The following is a 26,392-nucleotide window of genomic DNA, read 5'->3' as shown; positions in this document are numbered from 1 at the left end:
CTCCAGGTCGCGGGTTGCGTTGTCAGAGCCTGCGCCGTCACGGAGCGGGGCGGCTTCACCCAGATCAGATGAACCCGCAGCACCCGACGCGCATCCTCGGCAGCGGGAGAACTCACGGGTAATCACACGAATGGCGGGATCAGGGGGAGGGTATCGGCACACGTGGGCGTTGGGCCAGGGCGATGAGCGGGAACAGCAGAACCGAGACCATCCCTGCTCCGACGAGTGCCGCGGCCGTCGCCTCCTCGAGCACGCCGTGTTCGACGCCGATGCCGGTAGCCGCGACGATGATCGGGAGGCCCGTTGCGCTGAAGAGCACGATGGCACGGCGGTCAGCTCCGCTGGCATCCGCTGGTGTGGACAGGAGGCCAGGGAGGCCCCGCACGAGGAGCAGCAACAGCACGAAAACTGGGACGAGGATGAGGGCACGCGGATCGCCGAGGAGGGCCTGCAGCTGGAAGGTGACGCCGGTGCTGATGAAGAATGCAGGCACGAGGAAGCCGAACGCGACCGCGTCGATTTTCGCGTCGACGAATTCGCGGTCGTGCGTCGGTGCTTCGGCGACGAGGATTCGCCAGAGTACCCCGGCCGCGAAGGCACCGAGGAGCATGTCGAGGCCCAGCACCACACTGAGCGAAACCAGGCCGGCGACGATCAGGAGCACCAGGCGAACCGCGAACTGGCCGCTGGTGTGCAGTGTGGCCGCCACGAGGCGATGCAACGACCGGTGGGATCCGCGTGACGCAATCCAGATCCCAGCTGCCGCGATCAGGAAGAAGAGGATCAGGACTGCGGTCGACGGGCCGGGCTGGCGTCCGCTGAGAAAAATCGAGATGGCGATGAGCGGACCGAACTCGCCGGCTGCCCCGATCGCGGTGATAGCCCTCCCGAACGGTCGCTGAAGCTCGCCGGCGTCACGGATGATCGGCAGTATCGTTCCGAGGGCCGTGGAACTGAGTGCGATCCCGATGATCACCCCGGCGGCGAGGTTCGGCGCGAAGAGCACACCGGCCGTGACGCCGGCGCCGAGGGAAATCAGCCAGCCGAGACTCGCGCGCACGAGGGGGCGCCCGCGGATCGCTGCGAAGTCGATCTCGCTGCCGGCCATGAAGAACAACATGGCGAGACCGAAGTCGGCGAGGGCATCCGTGACGTCGTTCGGTTGGATCCATCCGAGCAGGCTCGGGCCGAGCAGCATGCCCAACAGGATCTCGAAAACGACCAGCGGGATGCGCGCGACCCGGCCAATGGCGGCGGCGACGATCCCCGCCAGCACCGCCGCGACCGAGATGAGAAGCAGTGCCAGCCCTTCACCGGTCATGAACCACTCCCTGTCGACGTCTGTCGGCGGCCACGGACATCGTGCATCGTCGACTATGGGCCACATCTCTCGTCCGTGGATCGCCCCGGGCGGGTGAATTCGGTCGGCCGCTGGCGGTTTCCCGCCCGGCTTGGATCTGGATGCTTTGATCCGACCAGGTTTAGGCTCGAAGCATGGCAAACGAGGAACGAATCTGCCGGTATTGCGGGCACCTGTCGCTCGTGCCGGTGATCGAACCAGGCTCGCGAGGGAAGTCCGGGTGGCGTTGCACCAATGTGGAGTGTTCGAACAAGGGCGTCGTCCAGCACATCGGCTAGGCGACGGAACGAGACAAGCCGCCTCGATTGAACCGAGGCGGCTTGTCGTTTCCAGCGACCTTACGGGTCGCGCGGCTTGACTAGTTGCGGTCGTCCCGCGCGCGGCCGCGGGTTCCGGCCTTGGCGATGCCACGGCTGAGGATGTAGGCGACGGTTACGAAGGCGACGTACTGCCAGGCGTGGTCAGCGCCGAAGCCCTGGCCGTCTTCGCCGTTGTCCACCATGGCCGAAGCCACGAGGATGGCGAGGGATACGACGATCCACGCGTAGAACTCGCTTGTCTTGTAGGCCGGCTTGGTCTCGACGCGACGGACTGTGGTGGCGGTGTTGTGCTCGTTGCGAGCGGTGCCGGGAATGTTCGACATGGTGTTCTCCTTCAAAGGGGGACGGAAGACGTTTCCGACATGTTGCCCTGACGGTCGCCAGGGCCTCGGAAAGACTATTCACCGCGTTGAGGAGCACCTAAAAGGGCCCAGGGTCTTGACGGGGACCAAATCAACGAATATGAGCGGAGCAGCGCTCCGCAAGGCGAGCGCGGCGAACCTCGTCAACTCATCTGACGGTTTCGCGCGGCCCACTCAAGACCGTTCGTCGCCTGCTCCTTGCTCAGGCCCGTCACACCTCCGCAGTTCGAACAGACGACGAGATGCCGCCGCGAGACGGTGAACAGCGGGACGAAGAATGCCGAGAACTTCGTGGCACGCTCGATCACGTCCTGGGACGCAGATACGCCGCAGTAGTTACAGATGAAGCTGACCACGACGAGGACCCTGTCGCGGAGTGTCGTGCCGAAGATGAGGAGCATCCGGCGAGTTTACGGAGCATCTCCGAAAGCGAGCAGGGGCTTGCGGAAGCCTTCCACTTCGCTCGGGCCGACCGGCACACGAGGAAACATCACTCGGCATGCCGGCTGTGGTCCTCGACATCTGGTTCCGCCCGCAGGATGTCGGCGATCTCCTCTTCCGGACGCGGCGCGATGGACTCGTCGGCCTCGAGCTCCGGAATGCTCGGCCCACCCTGGTCGGGATTGTGCTCCTGAGGGGCGTGCTCGTGGTGGGTAGACATGGTGAATCCTTCGATCGATGACATCCACACCGTATAGCGTTTGGCTGTCGCGCAACATGTCCCATTCGGCGAGACAACGCTTTGCCTGGATGCATACAACGACCAAAGTCGGAATGCGATCGCATGTGTGCGCCCGCGGGGACCCTGACCAACAGAGAGGTTGAACATGCACCGTGATTCCATGGCGCACCACCTTCGGGGCACCGCGCCCCGCTCTTCATCGATCCTCGCGTGGGCGGTGGTGTCATGACGGAGAACGAGCCCGGTGAGTCGATCTACAACCACTCGGAGAAACCCTTCAGCACACCGGCCCTCAACCAGGGTGTTCCGCCCGACCCGAAATTCATCCGCGTGCTTTCCGCCGCGGAGATCACGATCGGCGTCGCACTATTCGCACTCATTGTCATCGGGGTGATGTGGCAGGTACTCGGACGCTACATTCCCGCGCTCGGATGGGTGGGCGCAGGTGAACTCGCGCTCATGTCGATGGTCGCTCTGACCTTCATCACCACCGGCTACCTCGTCGGTCTCAACGGTCACATTGTGATCGAGGTCTTCGACCAGGCACTCGCAGGCCGAAAGCTCTTTGTCGTGTTGCGTGTCGTCTCGGCCCTCATCATGGTCGCGACCTGCCTGGCACTGGCGTACGAGGCTTACGTGAAGATCGACACCGAATGGGCTCGGACCAGCGCGGCGATGCACATACCACTCGGGATGCTGTACGTTTTCGCATTCGTTGGATTCGTGTCAGCCGCAATTCACTCAGCGTGGAAGATTCCCTACGCCAACCGTCCGGAACGCAAGCTCGACATCTCAGAGATGGACGGCTGACCGCATGGATCTCTGGCTCTACATCCTCCTTCTCGTCGTCCTCCTCCTGCTCCGGGTGCCCGTCGCGTTCGCGATGATCGCCCCCAGCATGCTGTATTTCTACAGCCATGGCTTGTCAGCGGGCTACGCGATTTCGTCGATCGTCAACGGAATCAACAGCTTTCCGCTGCTCGCAGTGCCGCTGTTCATCTTCGTCGGCACGATCGCGAATCATCTCGGCATTGCGACACGGCTGTACGACTTCGCCAAGGCCCTGCTCCCGCGGCTGCCTGGCAACCTCGCCTACGTGAATCTGGGCACCGCGATCGGGTTCTCGTGGATCAGCGGGTCTGCGCTCGCGGATGCCGCGTCGACGAGCAAGGTGCAGATTCCTCAGATGCTCAAAGCAGGGTACCCCTACGGCTTCTCGGCGGGTCTGACGGCGTCGGGATCATTGATGAGCACCGTGATGCCACCGAGCATCCCAGCGGTTCTCTTCGCAGCGACCGCATCCATCTCCACTGGTGCCCTTTTTGCCGGCTCCATCCTGCCCGCCGGATTGATGGCCCTCGGCCTCGCGGTGTACATCTTCATCTGGGTGCGGATGCATCCGAAGGTGGCAGTCAGCCGCCCATTCGACGGTGCAATGCTCCGCAAAGCGGCGGTACGGGTCATCGGCCCCGCGCTGCTTCCCGTGATCATCCTCGGCGGCATCTTCAGTGGAATGTTCACGCCGACGGAGAGCGCGGGCATCGCTGCCGCGTACATGCTCGTTCTCGGGCTTTTCTACCGGACCCTGACGTTGCGGGTGTTCTACCGCGCGGCCAAGGAAACCGTCATCATCTCTGGAGGGATCCTTCTGATCCTCGGGGCGTCGAACCTCATGGGTCAGGTGCTGGCGCGCGAACAGGTCTCCCGAAACCTGGGGGAGTGGCTCACGTCGTTGACGGACAACCCCATCGTCTTCTTGTTGCTGCTCAACGTGCTCCTCATTCTTCTGGGCGTCTTCCTGGAGGCACCACCCGTCATCCTCGTGCTTGTGCCGATTCTGATGCCGATCAGTGCGGAATTCGGAATCGACCCCGTCCATCTCGGAGTCATCATGATCCTGAACCTCATGATCGGCTCGCTCACACCGCCCGTCGGAGCCGTCCTCTTCGTGGTCGGCTCGATCACGCGCAGACCGATGGGTGAGCTCTTCCGTGGAATCCTCCCCTTCCTCATCCCGTTGGGGGTCGTGCTCCTGCTGTTGACCGTGTTTCCGTGGATTGTCACCGTCGTTCCCACACTGCTCGGTCTGTTGTGACATCCGTGCGTCAGCATCAACGTCAGGCGGACCCCGTCGTCGGACGAATGAACCAATAGGGGCACCCATGCCCGCGGAAAGGAATCACCAGTGACCAGAAAGCTTTACGTTCTGAATGGCCCGAATCTGAACATGCTCGGTCAGCGACAGCCGGAACTGTACGGTAGCGCGTCTCTCGACGACGTTCGAGCAGACTGCGCACGTGTCGCCGACGAGCTGGGTTTCGATCTCTTCTTCGCGCAATCGAACGCGGAGCATGAGATCGTCGAATGGCTCCACGATGCGTACCGCGAGAAGGCGACCGTTGTGATCAATCCGGCAGGCTTCAGTTTCGGCTCCGTGCCTGTGCTCGATGCTCTGCTGATTCTGGATACGCCGATCGTCGAAATACACATCACCAACATCCACGCGCGCGACGCGGCCCATCGTCACTCGCTCATGTCGACCGCGGCGCACGCGGTGATCGCCGGCGCTGGTGTGTTCGGGTACGAACTGGCTATTCGTGCAGCCGACAGGCTGACGAACGCCGCGAGCGGCTGACTGCGCACGGTGCGGGGTGAGCGACCGACGCAGCCCTCACGCTCGCGTTCTCGCGACAATGCCTGCACGGAACTGAGCGATGTCGATCGTCTCGTGACGGTCTGCCGCCAGGACTGAAGCCTCGACCAGGGCAAGCGTCCGCGAGGCATCCTCCGCCGAGACAAGCGGTTCGGCCCCTCGTGCGACCCGGACGAAATGTTCGAGCTGAGCGTGGAACGAGACACGCGGTGTGACCGGGAGGTAGCTGCGGGACAGCGGGGAGTGCCAGTCGGCGTCCACGGACGGATCATACGAGTACTTCGCGAGATTCGGCACCGCGAGCGCGCCGCGGGTGCCGACGAACTGGTAGGCGACGCCGTCGGGGAGGAAGGGGAACTCGGTGGTGTCCTCCGTGGACTGGTCCCAGCCCCACGGCGAGACTCCGGCATCCGAGGCAAGGAAACTGCCGATGGCACCGCTCTCGAAACGGAGATTTACGGCCACGGTGTCCTCGACCTCCAGGCCGCGAGCATGCGAGCTCACCATCGCCTGGACCGAAGCGACCTCACCGCACAGATGGCGCAGGAGATCGAGGTCGTGCACGAGGTTGATCAGCAGCACGCCTGCGCCACGTTGCCGGTGCCAGGGAGATTCCGTGAAGTAGGAATCCTCCTTGCGAGCAGACCACATCCCGCTGACTCCGACCATCTGCCCGATTTCGCCATCGAGCACGGCGGCCCGCGCTCGGCCGACCGCGGGGTGATGTCGGCGGTGGTGCCCGACGAGGAGTCGGCCGTCCAGACGTTCGACCGCGTCGACGAGCCGCAGAGACTCGGCATAGTCGACGGCGACGGGCTTCTCGAGAAGCACAGCGACACCCGCCGTGAGACAAACGATCGCGGTGTCCACATGGAGCGCATTCGGGTTCGCGATGATGACCGCATCGAGCTCTTCGGATTCGAGCATCGCGTCTGCATCCGGATATACCGGGCACCCGAACAGTTCGTCGGTGGCGACAGGATCGGCGACCGCCGACAGCTCAGCGTCTGCTGCCATCCGAACGAATTCGATGTGTTGACGCCCCATGAAGCCGGCGCCGATGACGCCGATGCGGACGGCGTTGGACGTTGTTGCGGTCACGAATACTCCTGCATCACTGCCTCGGAGGTTGGTCTAGCCCAGCGTATGCGAGCATGAGTCGACACACACGGAGTGTCCCATTCAGCGGCGCAGGCTGACGGTTCGGCCTCGGACGCCGCACGTGTTCCACTCGCCGGGACGTTGCTTTACGAACGCATCGGGCTGGACGAGAGTCGGCATTGCCACAGGGCTGCTTCATTGACAATGTGGTCGACGGTGCCCTCGTCCCAGCAGAGGCCTCATCGACTCGGTGTCGCGATGTCGGCCACGGAATGAATATCACCCCATGCACGAAGGCGTGCGCAGAATAGAGGAGAGTCACATGGGCACACCCCGATCCACGCGTCGAGGCCTGATGGCCGCGTCCGTGTTCGCAGCAACTACGCTCGTCGTCACCGGCTGCGCCGGTGGCGGCACCCCTGAAAGCACCTCCGGCGAAGGTGACTCGACAAACGAGCCCGTCACAATCACCGTCGCCACCAGCCAGAACGAGGAGACCCCGAACTATTACTGCGGAGTCGAGTTGCTCAAGGAACGGCTCGAGGAGGCAGACGTCGAACTCACCGTCGAGTTGTACCCGGCAAGCCAGCTCGGCCCTGACGCGGATCGGTTCCCGCTCGTTCAGGCCGGTGACATCGACATAGATCTGCAGGGCGCCTCTGCGCTCAGTTCCACCTACGAGCCCATCGGCGTTGTCGATGCCGCATACGCGTTCGACGACGTCGACCACGCCTTCAACTGGATCGACGAAGGATCGGAAGACATGTTCTCGGGGTTCCAGGAGGCGACCGGCGTCCGCATCGTCGATGGATGGTTCTTCGGCAACCGAACGTTCACCACGAAGGACGTCGAGATCCGTGGACCTGAGGATCTCGCGGGAGTGCCGATCAGATTCCCCAATTCGCCTGCCTTCCTTGCGAACGCTGAGGCGCTGGGAGTCGACAACCCCGTCTCCGTTGCGGTCGAAGAGCTCTACACGGCGTTGCAGCAGGGGATCGCCGTCGGTCAGGAGAACCCCATCGTGGCAACGCGCTCATCGAGCTATGACGAGGTGCTCAACGTCGCCGTTCTCAACAACCACAACGTCGGCATCCACTGGATCATTGTCAGCGACAAGACGTACGAAAAGATGAGCGAAGAGCAGGCCACCGTGCTCGAAGAGGCGATCCACGAGATCCGTCCTGAGAATCGCGACTGCGTCGACGAGGCGACGGAAGAGATCCTCGACGAGTACCGGGCGGACGACAGCTTCACCGTCATCGAAACCGAGGACATCGACATGGACGCGTTCACCAGTGACGCCGAGTCCTTCTTCGAAGACCACTTCTCGGGAGAGACCCTCGAGGCCTACCAGGCCATCCGTGAGATGGCCGGCTAGCCTTTCCGGCACGAACGGGGTGGTTGCGATTCTCGCGGCCACCCCGTTCCCACGCTAGGCCAGTCGGTTTTGTCCGGCACCTATCCGATGGCTCAGATTGACGGCGGCAGAGCGAACGGTGGGAGCAAGCCCGCGTACATCCATCTGCTCGGTGGAGCCAGCGACGGAGATCGCGGCGACCGGGACGGAAAGTTGACCGAGGACCGGGCTTGCGACACTGACGATGTCCGCGGCATATTCCTCCAGTTCCGTTGCAATTCGGGTCCTGCGGATCTCGGCCAGTTCCCGGAGGAGCTTCGATGGCTCGCTGTGGGTGCGACGGGTGCGCGGATCGAGTACACCGCGCACCGCCTCTGCAGCCACATCATGCGCCGAGAACGCGAGTATTGCCTTCCCGAGCGCCGTCGCGTGAGCCGGGCGTCGCTCGCCGACTCGTCCGAGCGGTTTCAGTTCGCGCCCTCCGCGGACCACGGCGACGAGAATCACGTCGGCGTGCTCCAGGACGGCGAGATGAACGCTTCGCCCGGTGGCAAGGCTGAGCTCATTCATCAGCGGGAGCGACGCTTCGCGAAGCTTCCGCGGTTCCGCGACGGTCTGACCAAGCTCGAAGAGGCGAATTCCCAAATACAGCTTGCTGCCCTCTCGATCGAGGAAGCGTTGATCGACCAGTTCGGCGGCGATCCGCGACACCGTGGACTTCGGGAGATTTGCGCGGCGGGCCAGCTCAGAAACACCGAGACCCTCATCGTGCTCTCCGAAGGCGTCGAAAAGGGCCGTGACACGATCCAGCACGCTCACGGACGTGGTCCACGCTGCGTTTCGCATCGTCGCTAGGCCGCCGTGAGTCGACGTGTCAGGGCGACACCAGCCGCACGCACCAGTGGCGCCACCTGGTCCGGGTCCATCCCACCGCTCGGTCCGGCAATGGAGATCGCGCCGAGGACGACGCGGTTCGCAGACAGCACCGGGCTCGCCACAGCGAGGATGCCCGGGTACGCGACCCCTCTGTCAGTGGCCACCACCGTCGCCCGCACCTGGCTCAATTCGTCTCGGAACTGGTCGGCCGCATCATCGACGAGGGGGGCAGCCGCTCGCTCGACGACACTGCGGTCCTCGCAGAATGCAAGGTATGCCTTTCCGCTGGCCGTCGTCAGGGCGGGCGAACGCATGCCGGCGCGCGTTGGCAGCATCGGGAGCCGTCCGGCCACCGCCGCGATGGAGATCATGTGGGTTCCCCGGTGCACCCAGAGACCGACACGCTCGCCGGTCACTTCCACGAGTTCTCGGATCACCGGGGCCGCAGCCGTGAGAAGTCGACGCGGGAGGCTGACGCGCGCCCCGAGTTCGAAGAGTCGGAAACCGAGCGTCACACCGTCCTCGGTGCGCTCCAGGTAGCGTTGCTGGACCAGTTCGCCCACCAGCCGCGACACGGTGGACTTCGGCATATCGGTTCGTACCGCGAGTGCGGTGACCGAGAGGGAACCCGATTCCTTCACGGCCTCGAGAATTGCCACAATACGTTCGAGCACCGACGCCGAATCGGCTGCCGGGTCACTCGGCGTGTTCCACTCGGCGAAACTCATCATTGAAGATCTCCTCTTTGCGGGTTGAATCGTCCATGATCGCCCGTTGTGGTCGAACGTACTAGTTAGTACGTTTCTCTGCAACGCCCATTCTGAACATCGGACGGGGCACCAGCGTCGGTGCCCGCTGGAGGAAACATGCGAACTTCGATCGCGACGGTATGTCTCAGGGGGACGCTCGACCAGAAGCTCGTGGCCGCCGCTGAGGCCGGGTTCGACGGGGTGGAGATATTCGAGCCCGATCTCATCGCATCGCCGGACTCACCCGAGGACATTCGCGCACGGGCGCAGGAACTCGGACTGTCACTCGACCTCTACCAGCCGTTCCGCGACTTCGAAGGGGTGGGGCCGGACCTACTGGAGCAAAACCTGCGACGCGCGGCGGCGAAGTTCGCACTCATGAACCGCCTCGGCATCGACACGATGTTGCTGTGCAGCAACGTTGCGACGGCCCGAAGCGGAGACGAACAGCTCGCGGCCTCGCAGTTGCGCGAACTCGGCGAGCTGGCGGAGCGCTTCGACGTCCGCGTTGCTTATGAGGCACTCGCCTGGGGCCGATTCGTCGACGACTACGAGCAGGCCGCCCGCATCGTGCGGCTCACAGATCACCCGAGAGTCGGGCTTTGCCTCGACAGCTTCCACATTCTGTCCAAGGGGCACAACCCAGCGGCGATCGAGACGATCCCCGCCGACAAGATATTCTTCGTCCAGCTCGCCGACGCTCCGATCCTGTCCATGGATGTGCTCTCCTGGAGCCGCCACCACCGCCTCTTTCCCGGAGAGGGTGGATTCGACCTCCCTGGATTCATGGGTCATTTGATGAGGACAGGCTACGACGGGCCGGTGTCGCTCGAGATCTTCAACGACACGTTCCGCCAGTCGGATCCGCGGGCGACGGCAATCGACGCCAAACGCTCCCTCCGTTTGCTTGAGGACGAGACGCTGTCCTGGCTGGGTGGGACTTCTGGTGGTCGCGCGGGCCAGATGTCCGCCAGACCGTTGCCGGTGGTGGAGCCGCCCGCCGACATCAATTATGTGGAGCTGCGCACTGACGCGGTCGAAGACTTGCGAACCCTTCTCGAGCAGCTCGGATTCTCCGCGCACGGCCGCCACCGCACCAAGAATGTCGAGCTCTGGTCTCAGGGGGCCGCGCGTGTCGTGCTCGGCCGTCCCGAGTCACACCAACCGATCCCCACCGTCGCGGGAATCGGACTGTCGGTACACGATCCGAAGGCGGCTCTCCTGCGGGCCATCGAGCTGTTCGCGCCGGAGATCCACCGTTCGGAAGGCCCTGGCGATGAGCCGCTGGTCGGCGTGCGGGCACCGGATGGATCTGAGATCTTCTTCGGCGCTGAGGGAAAGTCTGCACCAGGGTGGGTGCGGGAGTTCGGGGAGCCAGCCGGCACCGGCGTCGACCGCATCGCGCGAGTGGACCACATCAACCTTGCGCAGCACTGGCATCATTTCGACGCCGGAGTGCTCTTCTTCCATTCAGTGCTTGATCTCCGTTCGCAGCCTTCGATGGAGGTGGCCGCCCCTGTCGGTCTCGTACGCAGTCAGGTGCTCCGGGCGGCCGATGGGGTCATTCGTATTGCACTCAACCTCGTGCCTTCCGGTGCGAACGACGACGCGATCCTTCCGCAGCACGTCGCCTTCGCAGCATCCGACGTCCTCGCGCTGGCGAGAGAGGCGCGACAGCGAGGATTCCACCCTCTCGACATCCCAGCCAACTACTACGACGACATCGAGGCGCGGTACGAGATTCCGCCGTCGCTTCTCGACGAGCTCAAAGAGCTCAACGTCATGTACGACCGGGACGAGACGGGAGATTTTCTCCACTTCTACACCCATCCGATCGGGACGGTGTTCCTCGAGGTCGTCGAGCGCCGCGACGGCTATGAGGGATACGGGGCTCTCAACGCACCCGTCCGCCTTGCTGCTCAGTACCAGCAGCGGCGTGAGGCGAGAGGAGTACCGGCGTGATCCGACATGTCGCAGTGTTCCGGTTCGTGCCTGAGTTCACCAGTGACCAACGAGAGCACTGGATGTCGCTGCTGAGGGCCTTGCCGTCGCAGATCCCGTCCCTGCGAAGCATGAGTGTCGGCGTCGATGTGCTCGGCGGGGTCACCTCGCACGAACTCGCCATCGTCGCTGACTTCGAAGACCTCGACGGGCTCGAAGCGTACAACCGGCACCCGGCGCACGTCGAGGTCCTGAGGATCTCCGCACCAGTGAAGCTATCGCTGGCCACCGTCGACTTCGAGGTCCCGGAAACGTGATGACCCGACAAGAGCACGGTGGGTCGCGCACGCACCGTGACCGCCACCTGGTCGGTCTCATCGGCGAAGGGATCACGGCGTCTTTCACTCCGCCGATGCACGAGGTCGAAGCGGCAGCACTGGGGCTCGACTACGAATACCGCATCATCGACCTCATCGAGCTGGGAAAGCAGGCGGAGGATGTCGGGACGTTGCTCGCCGATGCTCGCCGACAGGGCTTCTCCGCGATGAACATCACCCACCCCTGCAAACAGCTGGTGGTCGACGTCGTCGACAGGTTGGACCCGCGAGCTGAACACCTCGGAGCGGTCAACCTGGTGTTGTTCGACGACGAGGGCATGATCGGGTTCAACACGGACTGGATGGGGTACCGCGACGGTCTCGTCTCCGGGTTGCCGGATGCTTCCTTCGAGCGCGTCGTCCAAATCGGTTGCGGTGGTGCCGGGGCGGCGACCGCCTATGCGCTTCTTTCGTGCGGAGCCGCGAGGCTCGACCTGTTCGATGTCGACCACGCACGCTCGGAGGAGCTTGCCAGACGCATGCGCTCACACTTTCCGACGCAGACCGTCGCCATAATTCGGCGCGACGGTCTCGCGGGGATGATTGCCAAGGCCAGCGGCGTCGTGCATGCGACACCGATGGGGATGCACCACCATCCGGGAGTCGCGTTCGACGTCGAACTCCTTCGATCGGAGGCGTGGGTATCGGACGTCGTCTACCGGCCGTTGGAGACGGAACTCATCCGCCGGGCGGTCGACCGAGGCCATCCCGTGCTTGATGGTGGCTGGATGGCCGTCGGTCAGGCCTACGCTAGCCTTCAGATCATCACGGGTGAGCAGCCCGACCGGGAACGGATGGAAGAGCACTTCCGTGCACTCATCCGACCGGAGGAGACGTCTGGACGGGCGGTACGAGGGTGATGGAAACTGAGATGACTGAAGAGTTGCGCGAGGCTCGAGACACCGGATCGACGGCGCGCGCCGTACGAACGAGGGAAGACATCCTCGATGTCGCCACAGCAGAGTTCGCTGCCAACGGATACGCCGGCGCCAGGGTGGACGAGATCGCCGCGCGGACCCGGACGACCAAACGGATGATTTACTACTATTTCACCTCGAAAGAGGGGCTCTATCTCAGCGTCCTCGAGCGTGTCTACGCCCAGATCCGTCGGGTCGAGCGCGGGGTCCGGATCGACGAGCTGTCACCGAGCGATGCCCTGCGCAAACTGGCCGAAGCCACGTACGACCACCACACCACGCATCAGGAGTTCATCCAGCTCGTCAGCATCGAGAACATCCACCGCGCAGAGCATCTTCGGCAGTCGCCCACAATCCTGCGCGAGAATGCGACCGCGATCACAGTGCTCGAAGGGGTCATCCAGAGGGGTGTCGGCGAAGGCGTCTTCCGTGATGACATCGACGCGCTTGACGTGCACATGATCATCAGCGCTTTCGCGTGCTTTCACGTCGCCAACCGGCACACCTTCGCCGCGATTTTCGACCGCGACATGCTCGAGCCCGCCCTCCAGGAGCCGCACCGGCGTCTCATCGGCGACATGATCGTGGCGACGATGACTGCGCGGGCGGCCGGCTGACTCTCGACGCAACTCGCGGCGCTCCGCGGGCCCCCTCCCGGTTGCGCACCGGCATGGTGCGGAGTAAGTTTCGTCGCAAATCGATGGTTCAGTTCGGCTCGCTGCCAGGCCGCAGGTGCGCGCGTCCTCGGTCACCCCGCCGACGGCATCGGCTGCTGCGTCGGCGCGCTGCATTCGGTCCTGCCTGACATCGGAGTCACACTCACAACAGGAGGTCGCTCGTGTCTGACCAGCCGGATCCCGACAACGATGCGAGCGGATCGCCGCCGCCTGCCCGCACCGGCGTCGTCCGCACGATAGCTCACTGGCTCGCAGGGGACACAGGAGAGTTGCCTGTCGAGGGGCGACTCGCAGCGTTCGATGGCGCCACCGGATGGCTGAACTCCGAGCCCCTGACTCCGGACGGACTTCGCGGACGAGTCGTGCTGGTCGATTTCTGGACCTACACCTGCGTCAACTGGCTGCGCACGCTGCCCTATGTGCGCGCATGGGCGGCGAAGTACGAAACAGCCGGACTCACCGTCGTGGGCGTACATACTCCGGAGTTCGACTTCGAGAGCGACGTCGCGAACGTCGTGACCCAGACGCGGAACCTGGGCGTGGAGTTCCCGGTCGCGATCGACAGCGAATATCGCGTGTGGGGTGCGTTCGCGAACCGGTTCTGGCCAGCGGTCTACATCGCGGATGCCGACGGTCGAATCCGATTCCATCACTTCGGCGAGGGGGAGTACGCGCAGACCGAGATGGTGATCCAGCGGCTTCTGCTGAACGCTGGCGCAGCCGACATCGACATGGACCTCGTTGAGCCCACGCCGCGCGGGCTCGAAGTCGCGGCGGACTGGCCAGCATTACGTTCCCCTGAGACCTACCTGGGTTACACCCGGAGCAAGGGATTCGCATCGGAAGCGGAGGCCGCACTGGACATGCCTCACGACTATTACGCAGCATCCTGGCTGCCGCTCAACGCGTGGGACCTCTCGGGAAACTGGACAGTGGCCGCGAATACCGCGCGCTCGAACAGCCCAGGTTCGCGCATCGCCTTCCAGTTCCATGCCAGGGACGTCAACCTCGTCATGGGCTCGGCCAAGCCGGACACCGCCATTCCCTTCGTGGTCACCGTCGACGGCCACTCCCTCGGCGATGCCAGCGGCAGCGACGTCGACGAGGACGGGCGCGGCACGGTTCGCGACCACAACGTCTATCAACTCGTCCGCCAGCCGGGACCGATCGAGGACCTCAGATGTGAAATCGAGTTCCTCGAGGCAGGGGTCGAGGCCTACTGCTTCACGTTCGGATGACCGAATGGCGCCGGCGTCCGCGCGGGTCAGCGCGACAGGGCGGATGGCGAGCAGGCCGGCGCAGCGGTAGAGTCCTCGACGAACGTGACACGATTCGAGGAGGTGAGCCCGATGCACACACTGTCCACTCTGGGCGCTCCTTCTAGTTCACGATCGCGCGACTGACGTAGCCGTCGCGGGGAGCGCTGCATCCACTCTCAGAAAGCTACGACGATGAGTTCTTCACCTCAGTTCAATCCGGAGACAGTCTCCGACGGCATCCGGTCACACTCCACCCGGACGGCCCTGGTCCTCGGCGGTGGGGGATCGACAGGCAACGCCTGGCTGATCGGCGTTCTCGCTGGTCTGTTCGATGCCGGCCTGGACGTGACCACTGCCGACCTGACCATCGGGACATCGGCCGGCTCGACGGCCGCGGCCCAGATCGCCGGTGCCATGCCGACCGAGCTTTTCCAGGCCATCCAAGCCACTGCGCCGAAGCATCCGACCGGTCCCGTCGGATCCGATCGAGGACGGGCACCGACCCGGCCGGTGACGGACCATATGGAGAGGATCACCGCGATCATCGCCTCCTCTGCGGATGCCGCCGACATGCGCCGCAGAATGGGCGCATCGGCGATCGACATGGATGCGTCCGATGGCTCTTGGCAAACACAGTGGCGTGCCACGGTCGCCTCACGCCTGCCCGGTGTGCGCTGGCCGCAACGCGCTGTTCTCATCACGGCGGTGGATGCCGACTCCGGTGAGCCGGTCGTATTCGACCAGCTCAGCGACGTCGACCTGGTGGATGCCGTCGCCGCCAGCTGTTCCAGCGGCCGTCCCTACCGGATCGGAGTCCACCGATACATCGACGGTGGATACCGATCCAACGCCGAGAACGCCGATCTGGCAGCCGGATACGGGCGAGTGCTGGTGCTGTCACCCTTCGGGGGCAGATCCCTGACTCCGGTCGACTGGGGTACGCATCTCGCCGCACAAGTCGACGAGCTCCGTGCGCGCGGCAGCGAGGTCGAAACGGTGTTCCCGGAGAGCACTGTCGAGCACCTGTTCGGCCCCAACGCGATGGACCTGTCGCTGCGTCCGCTCGCTGCTCGAGCCGGATACGAGCAGGGGGCAGCCCAGGCCGAGCGGCTCACCGAATTCTGGGTCTGACGCCCGTGAGGCCTGAGCGACGACGGTCGAAACCGCCCCTTGCGGTTTCGACCCGGTTCGTTAGCCTGCCAATCAACGGAAATTTCCAGGAAGGGGGAGTTCGACCATGGGCAAAGTGTTCTGCGACATCGCGGTCTCGGCCGACGGTTTTGCCGCCGGCGTGAATCAGAGCGAGGAGAAGCCGCTCGGCGACATCGATGAGAACTGGCTGCACCGGTGGATGTTCGAGACGTATGAGGAGAACCGCGAAGAGGTCGACGCGATCGTCGACTCGGGCGCAACCATCATGGGACGGAACATGTTCGGTCCGGTCCGGGGGGAGTGGGACCGCGACTGGCAGGGCTGGTGGGGTCCTGAGCCGCCGTACCACGGGCCCGTCTTCGTCCTCACCCACTTCGAGCATGAGCCCATCGAGATGGAAGGCGGTACGACGTTCTTCTTCGTCACCGACGGCATCCATTCCGCCCTGGAGAGAGCACGGGCCGCGGCGGGCGATGAGAACATCTCGATTGCGGGCGGCGCGGGGACGGTGAATCAATTCCTTGCCGCCGGGCTGCTCGACGAGCTCCGGCTGCACGTTACGGCCTGCATCCTCGGCGCTGGTGAGCGCGTGTTCGACGGAGTGCCCGCGCAGGCGCTTGAGCGGATCTCGGTGCGAGAGGCATCGCTCGTGACGCACATCACCTATCGGCCTGTGCGGTCCCAGGTGCCACCTGCGGCGTAGGTTCGCCCCCTCTACTCTGCGGTGGAGTCCGTCTGTGGAGTGAATGCCGTCCGCGCGGCGGCGATGGCGGACATGGCCCTGGGCCAACCGGTGTAGAACGCCAGATGCGTGATGGCCTCCACCAACTCTTCCTCGGTGAGCCCGTTGCTTTTCCCGAGGTCGAGGTGAAACGGCAGCTGTTCGGTGTGGCCGCCGGCGACCAGGGCCGCGATGGTGATGAGGCTTCGGTCGCGCGCGGCGAGCTCCGGGCGTTCCCAGACGTCCCCGAAGAGGACGTCGTCGGTGAGGTCGACGAGCTTGTCGGCGAACCCGCCGAGCGTTCGCCGGGCTGCGGACGGTTGTTTATTCGTCATAGTTCGAGGCCTCCTCAGGCGCCGGCGCGTCCGGTGTAGTCGGCGTCGGTGATGTGCTCTTTCCACTGGGTGGTGGCGGCCGGGTCGTCTGCCGCTTCGAGCATCGCGATGTGCTCCATGAAGCAGCCAGGTGCGGCAGCGTGCCAGTGGTCCTGGCCGGGCGGTGTGTACAACGTCTGCCCGGGGTGGACCTCGATGACGTTGCCGTCGCGGTCGCCGAATCGGGCGACGCCCTGGGTGACGCGCAGGTACTGGCCTCGGGCGTGGGAGTGCCACGCGGTGCGGGCGCCAGGTGCGAAACGAACGGTGGCGACGGTCATCCGCTGGTCGGGCGTGTGTGGTGAGGCGATCACGTCGACCCAGACGTCGCCGGCAAACTGCTCGGGCGCGTTCTTGACAGTAGGTGTGGTCGGTTCGATGTTCATTGTGTTCCTTGGGGTTGGCGGGTGACCGGGCACCCAGGCGCCCGGTCACCCGGTTCGATCAGTCGGTGGTGAGCAGAACCTTGATGGCGCGACGCTCGTCCATCGCCGTGTATCCCTCGGCAGCGCGCTCGATCGGGAGAGTGAGGTCGAAGACCTTTCCCGGGTCGATCTTGCGGTCCCAGATCAGCTGGATCAGCTCGGGAAGGAAGCGGCGCACGGGGGCCGGGCCGCCGTGCAGGTGCACGCCGGAGAAGAACAGTTCGAGCCCGTCGATGGTCACATCGTGTGAGACTCCGACGTAGCCGACGTGACCTCCGGCACGGGTGGACTGGATCGCCTGACGCATGGACTCCTGAGTGCCGACGGCTTCGATGACGCTGTGAGCGCCGAGCCCCCCGGTCAGTTCCTTGATCTTCTCCACTCCGTCGTCTCCGCGTTCCTCGACGATGTCTGTGGCTCCGAACTCGCGAGCCAGCGCCTGACGGTCGGCGTGACGGGACATGGCGATGATCCGTTCTGCGCCCAATTCCCGGGCGGCGAGAACTCCCAGCAGACCGACCGCGCCGTCTCCGACCACGGCCACGGTCTTCCCTGGGCCGACCTCGGCGGCGACAGCAGCGAACCAGCCGGTGCCTAGAACGTCGGATGCCGCCAGCAGCGAGGGGATGAGGTCGGCGTCCGGGTGCCCGGGGGTGGCCACCAGGGTGCCGTCGGCCAGAGGGATGCGGGCGTACTCCGCCTGCGCACCGGTCGGCGCACCGGGCTGCCGGTGGATGCAGTGAGTCTGGTAGCCGGACCGGCAGATTTCGCAGGTGTTGTCTGAGGCGAAGAACGAGCCGACGACGAAATCGCCGACGGCGATGGTCGAGACCTCGGAACCGATCTCGGTGACGACGCCGACGTACTCGTGTCCCATCGCCTGGTGGTCCACGGGTTCGGCTCCGCGATACGGCCAGAGGTCTGACCCGCAGATGCAGCTCGCCGACACGCGGATGATGGCATCCGTCGGATCGACGATCGCCGGTATCTCGCGGTCTTCGACCCGGACATCGCCTGGGGCGTACATGGTGACTCCACGCATGGTGGTGTTCTCCTTCGGTTGGGGTTGGGTGGCTACTCGGCTGGTTCAGACGCCGACAGCGTCGTGGTGACAGACCGGGAAGGGGAGGGGCGGACGAGGACGAGATAGGCGGCAGCGGCGAGAATCACCGCAGTGACCGTGACCACCCCGAGCGGGAGGATGCTGGTGGCGCCGGCGACGCCGACGAGCGGGGCTGCGACGCCGCCGAACCCGAACCGGACCATCCCAAGCAGCGAAGACGCCGTTCCGGCGATCTGCGGGTATTCGGTGAGGGCGAGGGTCGTCGCCGGGGTCGACGAGATCGCGACACCGCTGGCGAGGGCGAACAGCGAGACGATGACCACCCACAACGGCATTGCCGTCAGGCCGGATCCGAGCAGGCCCGTCGCTCCGATACCGGCGACGAGGATGCCGATCGTGAGGGTACCCGGGATGCTCCATCGTTCCGAAGAACGGCCGGCGAGATATCCGAAGATCATGAATCCGGCGGAGTTGAGGGCGAATGCCGCCGCATATTCCTGCGGAGAGAGCCCGTAGACGTCCTGCAGCACATAGGTCGCTCCTGCCAGGTAGGCGAACAGAGCCGCGTAGAGGAATCCCTGGTTGAGGACCGCGCCGAGAAACACTCGGTCGGCGAGCAAGGTGCGGAAATCGTGCACGGTCTGCCTGAGCCCGCCGCGGGTGCGGCGCGTCGCCGGAAGCGTTTCCCGGAAGACGAAGAGAGTGATGATGAGAATGCCGGCGCCGACCACGGCAAGGAAGACGAACAGTCCCCGCCAGTCCAGAACCGTGTTCAGCACACCGCCGAGCAAGGGGCCGACGACGGCGGCGAACCCGCCGATGACGGTCAGCCGCCCGTAGAACCGGATCAGCGCACCGCCGGAGTAGACGTCCCGGCCGGCGGCCTGAGCGATCACGATCCCGACTCCACCCGCGAGGCCCTGGATGAATCGTGCGGCGATGAGGAGTTCGATGGTCGGGCTGAACGCGCACAGCGCCGAGGTCGCGATGTACGCGACGACACCGATCAGCAGGATGCCCCGCCTGCCGAACCTGTCGGAGAGGGGCCCGGCGATCAGCTGTCCGGCGGCCAGGCCGATCAGGCAGGCCGTGACGGTGAGCTGGGCCACGGAGGTGGCGGCGCCGAGCTCGACCGTGAGAGCAGGAAGCGCCGGGAGGTAGAGGTCCATCGAGATCGGACCGAACACCGTGAGTAGCAGGAGAAGCGTCGGCAACAGGGCGACGGCTCCCGATCGGGACGGTGCTGTGGTGTCTGGCATGAACCCAGTCTTCGTGCCGCGGTCCCCGGGTGGGAGTCTCTGATGAGGGGTGTACTGCGAGAGGACCCCTCATCCTCAGGGGTGCCATGACAGGGCATCCCTTCTTGGGGGCAGCGGATCTACCCTTGGTCGTATGGACAACCGAGCAGAGGTACGCGAATTCCTCATGACCCGCCGAGCCCGGGTCACCCCCGACGCCGCCGGCATCTCCGCCGGACCCAACCGGCGCGTGACCGGACTGCGGCGCACCGAGGTCGCGGCGCTCGCCGGTGTGAGCGTGGAGTACTACTCGAAGCTCGAGCGCGGAGCGATCGCCGGCGCTTCGGCATCCGTCCTCGACGCCATATCGCGTGCGCTGCAACTGGACGACACCGAGCGTGCTCACCTGCTCGACCTCGCCCGTGCCGCCGACGGCATTCCGACGTCCGGCCGGCCCCGACGCCGCGTCGGCAAGCCCTCCGCCCCACGGCCGAGTCTGGAGTGGGCGCTGGCATCGATCACCGACGGGATCGCGTTCGTGCGAGACCCACGGCAGAACCTCGTCGCCGTCAACGAACTCGGCCGGGCGTTCTATTCGCTGGTCATCGGCGACGGTGGACGCACGCCGAACCTCGCCCGCTTCCAATTCCTCGACCCTGCTTCCCGTGATTTCTACCCCGACTGGGACCTGTTCGCTGAAATGTGTGTCGGCATCATGCGGGCGGAAGCCGGCCGGGACCCCCACGACAAAGCGCTCCAGGACCTCGTCGGCGAACTCTCGACTCGCAGTGACACCTTCCGCACCCTGTGGGCGGCGCACAACGTGAGGACCCACGGCTCGGGGACGAAGAGATTCCAGCATCCGCTCGTCGGTGAAATCGTCCTCGCGTACGAGGAGCTCGCGATCACCGCCGAGCCGGGCAACGTGCTCCTGATTTACACCGCCGAGCCCGGGTCCCCGTCTGCGGAGCGGCTTAAACTTCTTGCGTCGTGGAGCGCCGACCCGAATTACGCTTCGGGTATCACGCGGCCGTAGTTCTCCAGGGTGATGCCGACCAATGACGTTCACACAGGAGGAGTAAGACATGCACACGAGAAAACTCGGACAGGGCCTCGAGGTCTCCGCGATCGGATTCGGAGCAATGGGGATGTCCCAGAGCTATGGGCCGAACCCCGGCGACCGCGAGGACATGATCGGCGTACTCCGCTACGCCGTGGAGCAGGGTGTCACGCTCATCGACACCGCTGAGGTCTATGGCCCATTCGACAATGAGGAGCTCGTCGGCGAAGCGATCGCACCGATCCGTGATCGCGTCACCGTGGCCACGAAATTCGGATTCAACTTCGTGGACGGACGCTCGCAGGGTGTGAACTCACGTCCGGAGCACATCCGCCGCGCCGCCGACGGTTCTCTCCAGCGACTCGGCGTGGATTCACTCGACCTGCTCTACCAGCACCGCGTCGACCCGAACGTCCCGATCGAGGATGTCGCCGGCACCGTCGGCGAGCTGATCGCCGAGGGCAAGGTCAGGCATTTCGGGCTCTCCGAGGCCAGCGCCGCGACGATCCGCCGCGCTCATGCGGTGACTCCCGTCTCAGCGATCCAGAGCGAATACTCGCTGTGGACTCGAGACCCCGAGCCGGAGGTGTTGCCCTTGTGTATCGAGCTCGGCATCGGATTCGTGCCGTTCAGCCCGCTCGGCAAAGGATTCCTCACCGGAACGGTCACGCCGGACGCGACGTTCGCCGCTGACGAGATCCGTGCCAGGGTGCCGAGGTTCGAGGCGGAGAACCTGCGTGCCAACCAGGCCATCGTCGACCACGTCCGTGGCCTCGCCGCCGACCGTGGAGCCACACCCGCACAGGTGGCTCTGGCCTGGCTGCTGGCCCAGCATCCGTTCATCGTGCCCATCCCTGGCACTCGGCGACGTGAACGTCTCGACGAGAACGCGGGGGCAACATCCGTCGCGCTGTCCGCCGACGATGTCGCCGACCTCAACCGCCTGGTCGACCGGATCGGCGTCGCGGGGAATCGCTACGACGATGCCGGAATGGCGGCAGTCGGCCTCTGAACCGATCGGAGACCTGATGCAACTCTGGGGTTGCATTTCGGTGAGCGATCTGCAATCGTTGAATTGCAGATCGCAGTGAACGCAGAGACTGCGACACGAATCGAAGGGACTGATCAGCATGAGCCTGACAACCAATCAGCCAGCCGTCGCCGATGAGGGTGAGTACTCGGTGCGGCGCACGATCCGGATCGCCGCTCCTCTGGCGAAGGTATGGTCCGCGGTCACCGAACCCGCCCACATCTCCGCATGGTTCGGGCGTACCGAGCTCGACGGGACCGAGGCGGGGGCCCAGGGGACCATGACGTTCGAAGGCGGTGGCGCCATTCCGCTGCGGATCGAGGCGATCGACCCGCAGCGCCGGGTCTCCTACCGATGGAACAACGACGACGCGCTCGGTCGGCCTCCCAGGGAGTTCGACGACGGAACCTCGACCGTATTCACCTTCACTCTTGAGCCCACGGCGGACGGCACGCAACTCACCGTCGTCGAGACAGGCTTCGACCGCACGTCGGACCCGGCCGCGAACCTCGCGAGCCACGTCGACGGGTGGACAGCGGAACTCGACAAACTCGTTGCTGTGCTTGAGACCGCGTCATGACCGCTGTGACGATGGTTCCCGTCTTCGCGGCTCTCGGCGACGAGACTCGGTGGAGCATCCTCGAGGCGCTCGGCGAGGGCGACGCATCAGCGTCCGCTCTCGCCGGGCGTCTCCCGGTCAGCCGCCAGGCCATCGCGAAGCACCTCGCGGTGCTCCATGAGGTCGGCCTGGTCGAACCGGTGCGCGCCGGTCGCGAGCTGAAGTACCGGGTGATCGGTTCGCAGCTGAACGCCACCGCGCGCCGGCTCGACGCCGTCGCCGCGGAATGGGACCGCCGCCTCTCCGCGATCAAGACGATCGCGGAAGGACTTTAGGTCCTGTTCGCACAGGCGTCGCAGGAACTGGGCACGGGCCATGTCGTCGATCGGGTTGCGGCAGTCTGAGGCGCCGACGGTGTGCCCCGCACTGGGGTGCGGGCAGACAGGCGGCGACGGATAGCGTGTTCAAGCCAGTGCTTACACCTTTCGTCGGGATGAGTGCTGGCGCGCCCTGCCCCGCCAATCGGCGCGGGCGGGGCACCCGCCGCTGGTCGAGGCCGCGCGCTCGAGTTGCCACAGAGCGTCGCTCGCGATGTCGCGGAGCGACCGTTTGCGGCGACTCAGTCGTGTTGCGGTGGGTGGGCGCCGCGTGTCATCACCGAGGTGGACGCGGATGTCGCCGACGCCGCCTATTCTCACAATTGAGCGAAGGGCCACCATGACTCCGAACACCTCCATTCCTGACGCGAGCCGGCGCAAGCGCAGACTCCTCTGGGGAACAGCGATCGCACTCGCCGTCGTTGTCATCGTCGGCGCCGGAATTGCCTTCACTCTCAGCAATCAGCCTGCGCGGACGCCCCCCGCGGCAGCCGAACCCACACAGACGGACACCCCGTCCCCGACTCCCACGGTCACGGCGGAGCCCACACCGACCGTCCAGCCCGTTGCGCTTCCCACCGACTGCAGGAAGATCTACACCCAGGAGTTCCTGGACGCGTGGGCAGGCGAGGAACTGAACTCGCCCCAGCTCGATGGTGTCGGCATCTCCCGTCACCCTGCGATCGAAGACATCCGCGTCACGCTCCCGGGAATCGACTGCCTCTGGGGAGGCGCGACCGAAGGCGGCACCTCGAACGCTGTGAACTCGACAACGCCCGAGCAGAAGGCCGCCCTCATCGCCGCAGCGACTGCCGAAGACTTCACCTGCGTCGACAATGACGCGGACTCGTTCACGGTGTGTTCGATCTCCGTCCAGCTGAGCCCGGAGGAAGACCCGGATCAGTGGACGGTGTCAGAAGAGCTCTACTTCCGCGACGGGCTCGTTGTGAGCAGCTGGCGAGCAAGCACCGCTGGCACCATGGCGGACACCACGCAGCCGGTCTATGACACGCTCTGGCCGTAGTCGGCGGCGTCGGGGACTCTGACTCACGCGGTCAGGAACCCGAACCAGGAGCTCACCCTGATGGGGCCGTGTTTTCGTCTCACTGATCCGATACCGTGAACCAACGAAAGTGGGGGACATGGGTCGTTCAGCGGTGAGGCGAATCGGCGTGATGGCTGCCCTGGTTCTGTTGATGAGCGGATGTGGAGCGGCCACGCCGCCGGCGTACACCGAGCTGTCCTCGAAGCAGACGTCGTCTGATCTCCTCCCGGACGGATACGGGCACCAGGACGGCATCGACGCCGACTCGGTCCGGTTGGTCGGGACGCATGAAGGCAACGACTACTTCCTCGCTCGGTCCACCGACACGGACACGAAGAACGGGGTGTGCATTCTCGTCGTGCCCGCTGAGTCCCCGCAGGCCGGGTACCGCGCGTGCAGCGGCGGCGGAGAGCTCACAACGCATATGAACGGTCAACGCGCAGTTCGCTATCTCCCGCCAGGTTCGCCGGAGATAGAGCACGACGACTGGATCCGGCTGTCCGACAACCTCGTGCTGCTGAGCTGACGACGCGACGCTGAGAGCATCGGGCCTGAACTCGGGTGAGTCCCGCCTCAGCCTGCGGGCGTTGGCACGGACTCGGCCCGGTGGGCGAGCGTCCCGGTGCGGGCGACGTCGCCGAGCCAGTGCGCGCTCGGCTTCGGCGTGCGTTCGAAAGTCTCCCTGTCCCAGCCGATGAGACCGAACGTCGGTGTGAAGCTGCCCCACTCGTAGTTGTCGAGAGCCGACCAGTGGTAGTAGCCCCGTACGTCGATCCCATCGCTCATCGCGGCGTGAAGTCCGGACAGCGCGACATGCGTGTAGTCGATGCGGCGCGTGTCGTCTGAGGTCGCGAGTCCGTTCTCGGTGATGAGGATCGGAGTCCGGTCCGTCAGGTCCCAGGCATGGCGGACGGCCATCTCGAGTGCCTGCGGGAAGTACTCCCAGCCGGTCAGCGTGGTCTCCCGGCCTTCGGCGACGGGGAGCGGGCCGTCTTTGCCGATGAACGTGCGCAGGTATGCCTGGACGCCGACGTAATCGTCGCCGGCAGCGGCCTCGAGGAAGATGTCCTCCCGCGGGTACCGGTATGCGCGCATCTCGGCGTCGCATCCTGGCGCCGCGTGGAAGGCCTGGCCGGCGATCGTCCAGCCGGTCTTCGCGCTGCTTGTCGCCGCGAGGACTTCGCGGGAACGTTTGTGCGCCTTGATGAGCTGCCCGGTGATGCGGGCGTCGGGGGAGGGCAGGGCGGCCGCCGCCATGTCGGTGCCCTCGGTGCCGCGCGTCATGGCGACCATGTTGGGTTCGTTGATCGTGCACACCCACGGGACCCCGTGCAGAATCGTCGACGCGATCTCGGTGTACCTCGCGAAGAGCTCAGGTGCGTCTTCGCGCGTCCAGCCCCCGCCCTCGGCGAACCACCTCGGGTTCGTGAAGTGGTGCAGAGTCACCATCGGGGTGAGCCCAAGTTCGAGCGCGGTGTCGATCATGCGCCGATAGTGCAACAGAGACGCCTTCGAGACGAATCCCTGCTCCGGCTCGATGCGAGCCCATTCGATGCTGAACCGGTAGGTGTTGAAGCCCAGCCGCGCGAGCAGGGCCATGTCTTCCGGGTACCGGTGGAAGCTGTCGGCGGCGTCTCCGCTGGGCTCGGCGATGTCCGTGCCTGGTGCGTGCTCGCGCACCCACCAGTCCGTGTTCACGTTGTTGCCCTCGATCTGGTGTGCGGCGGTCGCCGCTCCCCAGATGAAGTCGTCGGGAAAGCGAAGGTCGTTCGGTGTCATGGAGTCGTATCTTTCAGGTCGATGGAGCGGACCGGACGAGTTACTTCAGTCCCGCTGTGGCCACGCCACGGATGAAGTAGCGCTGGAGCAGCACGAACAGAGCGAGGATCGGGGTGATGACGAGCACCGATCCCGCGAGCAGGATGCCGTAATTGGTGGCGTTCTGACCGGTGGAATACAGCGAGAGCGCGACCGGCAGGGTGTACTTCGACTCGCTCTGCGCCGCGACGAGTGGCCAAAGGAAGTTGTTCCACGACGCCAGGAAGGTCAGGATGCCGAGAGTCGCCAGCGGGGGACCGCACAGCGGCATGACGATCCGGGAGAAGATCCGGAACTCCCCGGCGCCGTCGATCCTCGCGGCCTCGATGAGCGCATCCGGGATGCCGAGGATGAACTGCCGCATCAGGAACACCCCGATCGGGGCTGTGATGAACGGGAGGATCAGCGCGGCATAGGTGTTGACGAGACCGAGCTTGGACACCATCACGAACAGAGGCACGAAGGTGACGACGCCAGGGACCATCAGGGTCACCATCACCAGGGTGAAGAGCACGTTCTTGCCGGGGAACTCCAGCTTCGCGAGGGCGTAGCCGACCATGGAACAGAACACGATGTTGCCGAGCACGGTGATGACGGCGACGATGAGGCTGTTCGAGAAGAACGTGCCGAAGTTCAGCGGCCCGAACCACTGGGCGAAGTTATCGAATGTCGGGTTCTCCGGCCACCAGGTGGGTGGTCGCTGGAGGATCTCGCTCTGGGTCTTCACCGACCCGAGTGCCATCCAGACGAACGGCACCAGCCAGACCAGGAGGCCCAGGCCGAGAACGATGAAGGTCAGGGCGCGTCCGCTGACACGGCGGCGACGCCGTGCGGGAGGTGGTGTGTCCTGCACGGAGGCCGGAGCGGAGAGTGAGGTGGTTGTCGCGGTCATGGCTTTT

Annotated in this window: 30 protein-coding genes; 17 read left to right on the top strand and 13 right to left on the bottom strand. The window is 65.0% G+C overall.

The window, feature by feature from the left end:
* Positions 1–139: 139 nt before the first annotated feature.
* The 4 genes from AC1M0F_RS03995 to AC1M0F_RS03980 all read right to left on the bottom strand — a co-directional run bounded on the left by AC1M0F_RS03995 (position 140) and on the right by AC1M0F_RS03980 (position 2,703).
* Positions 140–1,321, bottom strand: coding sequence for a cation:proton antiporter (locus AC1M0F_RS03995; RefSeq protein ID WP_480236899.1), 1,182 nt, complete (start codon positions 1,319–1,321; stop codon positions 140–142).
* Between the two features lie 397 nt (positions 1,322–1,718).
* A complete protein-coding gene (locus AC1M0F_RS03990) occupies positions 1,719–2,003 on the bottom strand; it encodes a hypothetical protein (protein WP_480236898.1) in 285 nt (94 codons plus the stop codon).
* 182 nt (positions 2,004–2,185) lie between these two features.
* Positions 2,186–2,443 (bottom strand): zinc-ribbon domain-containing protein, encoded by a 258-nt coding sequence (locus AC1M0F_RS03985; RefSeq protein WP_480236897.1) that lies wholly within the window; start codon positions 2,441–2,443, stop codon positions 2,186–2,188.
* A gap of 89 nt (positions 2,444–2,532) precedes the next feature.
* Positions 2,533–2,703: a hypothetical protein gene (locus AC1M0F_RS03980; protein WP_480236896.1), complete on the bottom strand. Its 171-nt coding sequence runs from the start codon at positions 2,701–2,703 to the stop codon at positions 2,533–2,535.
* A gap of 246 nt (positions 2,704–2,949) precedes the next feature.
* Here AC1M0F_RS03980 and AC1M0F_RS03975 point away from each other — a divergent pair, with 246 nt between their 5' ends.
* From AC1M0F_RS03975 to AC1M0F_RS03965, 3 genes are all read left to right on the top strand, one after another.
* Positions 2,950–3,534 carry a TRAP transporter small permease gene (locus AC1M0F_RS03975; RefSeq protein WP_480236895.1) on the top strand — a complete coding sequence of 195 codons (585 nt, stop codon included), beginning with the start codon at positions 2,950–2,952 and terminating at the stop codon, positions 3,532–3,534.
* Positions 3,535–3,538: 4 nt separating this feature from the next.
* On the top strand, positions 3,539–4,819 hold the full coding sequence (locus tag AC1M0F_RS03970; protein ID WP_480236894.1) for a TRAP transporter large permease: 1,281 nt from the start codon (positions 3,539–3,541) through the stop codon (positions 4,817–4,819).
* A gap of 90 nt (positions 4,820–4,909) precedes the next feature.
* Positions 4,910–5,359, top strand: a complete 450-nt coding sequence (locus AC1M0F_RS03965; protein WP_480236893.1) for a type II 3-dehydroquinate dehydratase — start codon at positions 4,910–4,912, stop codon at positions 5,357–5,359.
* Positions 5,360–5,395: 36 nt separating this feature from the next.
* Here AC1M0F_RS03965 and AC1M0F_RS03960 read toward each other — a convergent pair whose 3' ends face one another.
* Entirely contained in the window at positions 5,396–6,478 is a 1,083-nt protein-coding gene (locus tag AC1M0F_RS03960; protein ID WP_480236892.1) for a Gfo/Idh/MocA family protein, read from the bottom strand.
* A gap of 322 nt (positions 6,479–6,800) precedes the next feature.
* Between AC1M0F_RS03960 and dctP the strand changes: the two genes are divergently transcribed.
* Complete coding sequence (gene dctP / locus AC1M0F_RS03955) at positions 6,801–7,856, top strand: TRAP transporter substrate-binding protein DctP (RefSeq protein ID WP_480236891.1); 1,056 nt, start codon at positions 6,801–6,803, stop codon at positions 7,854–7,856.
* A 54-nt stretch (positions 7,857–7,910) separates the two neighbouring features.
* Here the strand turns inward: dctP and AC1M0F_RS03950 are convergent, their stop codons facing one another.
* Both AC1M0F_RS03950 and AC1M0F_RS03945 read right to left on the bottom strand, forming a co-directional pair.
* Positions 7,911–8,654, bottom strand: coding sequence for an IclR family transcriptional regulator (locus AC1M0F_RS03950; RefSeq protein ID WP_480236890.1), 744 nt, complete (start codon positions 8,652–8,654; stop codon positions 7,911–7,913).
* Positions 8,655–8,686: 32 nt separating this feature from the next.
* A complete protein-coding gene (locus tag AC1M0F_RS03945; protein WP_480236889.1) occupies positions 8,687–9,442 on the bottom strand; it encodes an IclR family transcriptional regulator in 756 nt (251 codons plus the stop codon).
* A 135-nt stretch (positions 9,443–9,577) separates the two neighbouring features.
* Here AC1M0F_RS03945 and AC1M0F_RS03940 point away from each other — a divergent pair, with 135 nt between their 5' ends.
* The 7 genes from AC1M0F_RS03940 to AC1M0F_RS03910 all read left to right on the top strand — a co-directional run bounded on the left by AC1M0F_RS03940 (position 9,578) and on the right by AC1M0F_RS03910 (position 16,486).
* On the top strand, positions 9,578–11,422 hold the full coding sequence (locus AC1M0F_RS03940) for a bifunctional sugar phosphate isomerase/epimerase/4-hydroxyphenylpyruvate dioxygenase family protein (protein WP_480236888.1): 1,845 nt from the start codon (positions 9,578–9,580) through the stop codon (positions 11,420–11,422).
* Positions 11,419–11,718 carry a Dabb family protein gene (locus AC1M0F_RS03935; protein ID WP_480236887.1) on the top strand — a complete coding sequence of 100 codons (300 nt, stop codon included), beginning with the start codon at positions 11,419–11,421 and terminating at the stop codon, positions 11,716–11,718. The genes AC1M0F_RS03940 and AC1M0F_RS03935 overlap by 4 nt, the downstream gene beginning before the upstream one ends.
* Positions 11,718–12,638 carry a shikimate dehydrogenase gene (locus tag AC1M0F_RS03930; RefSeq protein ID WP_480236886.1) on the top strand — a complete coding sequence of 307 codons (921 nt, stop codon included), beginning with the start codon at positions 11,718–11,720 and terminating at the stop codon, positions 12,636–12,638. The genes AC1M0F_RS03935 and AC1M0F_RS03930 overlap by 1 nt, the downstream gene beginning before the upstream one ends.
* Before the next feature lie 11 nt (positions 12,639–12,649).
* Positions 12,650–13,312 (top strand): TetR family transcriptional regulator, encoded by a 663-nt coding sequence (locus AC1M0F_RS03925; protein WP_480236885.1) that lies wholly within the window; start codon positions 12,650–12,652, stop codon positions 13,310–13,312.
* A 221-nt stretch (positions 13,313–13,533) separates the two neighbouring features.
* The gene (locus tag AC1M0F_RS03920) at positions 13,534–14,610 is read left to right on the top strand and encodes a thioredoxin (protein WP_480236884.1); all 1,077 of its coding nucleotides are present in this window, start codon (positions 13,534–13,536) and stop codon (positions 14,608–14,610) included.
* Between the two features lie 213 nt (positions 14,611–14,823).
* Positions 14,824–15,762 carry a patatin-like phospholipase family protein gene (locus tag AC1M0F_RS03915; protein WP_480236883.1) on the top strand — a complete coding sequence of 313 codons (939 nt, stop codon included), beginning with the start codon at positions 14,824–14,826 and terminating at the stop codon, positions 15,760–15,762.
* Positions 15,763–15,868: 106 nt separating this feature from the next.
* Positions 15,869–16,486: a dihydrofolate reductase family protein gene (locus AC1M0F_RS03910; protein WP_480236882.1), complete on the top strand. Its 618-nt coding sequence runs from the start codon at positions 15,869–15,871 to the stop codon at positions 16,484–16,486.
* Between the two features lie 11 nt (positions 16,487–16,497).
* Here AC1M0F_RS03910 and AC1M0F_RS03905 read toward each other — a convergent pair whose 3' ends face one another.
* From AC1M0F_RS03905 to AC1M0F_RS03890, 4 genes are read right to left on the bottom strand one after another with little or no spacing between them, the layout of a single operon-like run.
* Complete coding sequence (locus AC1M0F_RS03905) at positions 16,498–16,839, bottom strand: carboxymuconolactone decarboxylase family protein (protein WP_480236881.1); 342 nt, start codon at positions 16,837–16,839, stop codon at positions 16,498–16,500.
* A 14-nt stretch (positions 16,840–16,853) separates the two neighbouring features.
* The gene (locus AC1M0F_RS03900) at positions 16,854–17,264 is read right to left on the bottom strand and encodes a (R)-mandelonitrile lyase (protein ID WP_480236880.1); all 411 of its coding nucleotides are present in this window, start codon (positions 17,262–17,264) and stop codon (positions 16,854–16,856) included.
* Between the two features lie 58 nt (positions 17,265–17,322).
* Positions 17,323–18,345 (bottom strand): zinc-dependent alcohol dehydrogenase family protein, encoded by a 1,023-nt coding sequence (locus tag AC1M0F_RS03895; RefSeq protein ID WP_480236879.1) that lies wholly within the window; start codon positions 18,343–18,345, stop codon positions 17,323–17,325.
* A gap of 32 nt (positions 18,346–18,377) precedes the next feature.
* Positions 18,378–19,625, bottom strand: coding sequence for a multidrug effflux MFS transporter (locus tag AC1M0F_RS03890; protein WP_480236878.1), 1,248 nt, complete (start codon positions 19,623–19,625; stop codon positions 18,378–18,380).
* 133 nt (positions 19,626–19,758) lie between these two features.
* On the opposite strand from AC1M0F_RS03890, the gene AC1M0F_RS03885 reads away from it, so the two are divergent.
* The 6 genes from AC1M0F_RS03885 to AC1M0F_RS03860 all read left to right on the top strand — a co-directional run bounded on the left by AC1M0F_RS03885 (position 19,759) and on the right by AC1M0F_RS03860 (position 24,201).
* A complete protein-coding gene (locus AC1M0F_RS03885; protein WP_480236877.1) occupies positions 19,759–20,640 on the top strand; it encodes a helix-turn-helix transcriptional regulator in 882 nt (293 codons plus the stop codon).
* 49 nt (positions 20,641–20,689) lie between these two features.
* Complete coding sequence (locus AC1M0F_RS03880) at positions 20,690–21,676, top strand: aldo/keto reductase (RefSeq protein ID WP_480236876.1); 987 nt, start codon at positions 20,690–20,692, stop codon at positions 21,674–21,676.
* A 118-nt stretch (positions 21,677–21,794) separates the two neighbouring features.
* Positions 21,795–22,274: an SRPBCC domain-containing protein gene (locus tag AC1M0F_RS03875; RefSeq protein ID WP_480236875.1), complete on the top strand. Its 480-nt coding sequence runs from the start codon at positions 21,795–21,797 to the stop codon at positions 22,272–22,274.
* Positions 22,271–22,588, top strand: coding sequence for an ArsR/SmtB family transcription factor (locus AC1M0F_RS03870; protein WP_480236874.1), 318 nt, complete (start codon positions 22,271–22,273; stop codon positions 22,586–22,588). Before AC1M0F_RS03875 ends, AC1M0F_RS03870 begins: the two co-directional genes overlap by 4 nt.
* A 382-nt stretch (positions 22,589–22,970) precedes the next feature.
* Positions 22,971–23,654: a flagellar basal body-associated FliL family protein gene (locus AC1M0F_RS03865; protein WP_480236873.1), complete on the top strand. Its 684-nt coding sequence runs from the start codon at positions 22,971–22,973 to the stop codon at positions 23,652–23,654.
* A gap of 118 nt (positions 23,655–23,772) precedes the next feature.
* Complete coding sequence (locus AC1M0F_RS03860) at positions 23,773–24,201, top strand: hypothetical protein (protein WP_480236872.1); 429 nt, start codon at positions 23,773–23,775, stop codon at positions 24,199–24,201.
* Positions 24,202–24,248: 47 nt separating this feature from the next.
* Here AC1M0F_RS03860 and AC1M0F_RS03855 read toward each other — a convergent pair whose 3' ends face one another.
* Positions 24,249–25,454: a glycoside hydrolase family 1 protein gene (locus AC1M0F_RS03855; protein ID WP_480236871.1), complete on the bottom strand. Its 1,206-nt coding sequence runs from the start codon at positions 25,452–25,454 to the stop codon at positions 24,249–24,251.
* Positions 25,455–25,494: 40 nt separating this feature from the next.
* Positions 25,495–26,385: a carbohydrate ABC transporter permease gene (locus tag AC1M0F_RS03850; protein WP_480236870.1), complete on the bottom strand. Its 891-nt coding sequence runs from the start codon at positions 26,383–26,385 to the stop codon at positions 25,495–25,497.
* Between the last annotated feature and the right edge of the window lie 7 nt (positions 26,386–26,392).

The sequence above is a fragment of the Mycetocola sp. Y719 genome (assembly GCF_056713205.1).
Note: the sequence above shows the minus strand (reverse complement) of the source record. Positions and strands in the feature narration are given on the sequence as shown.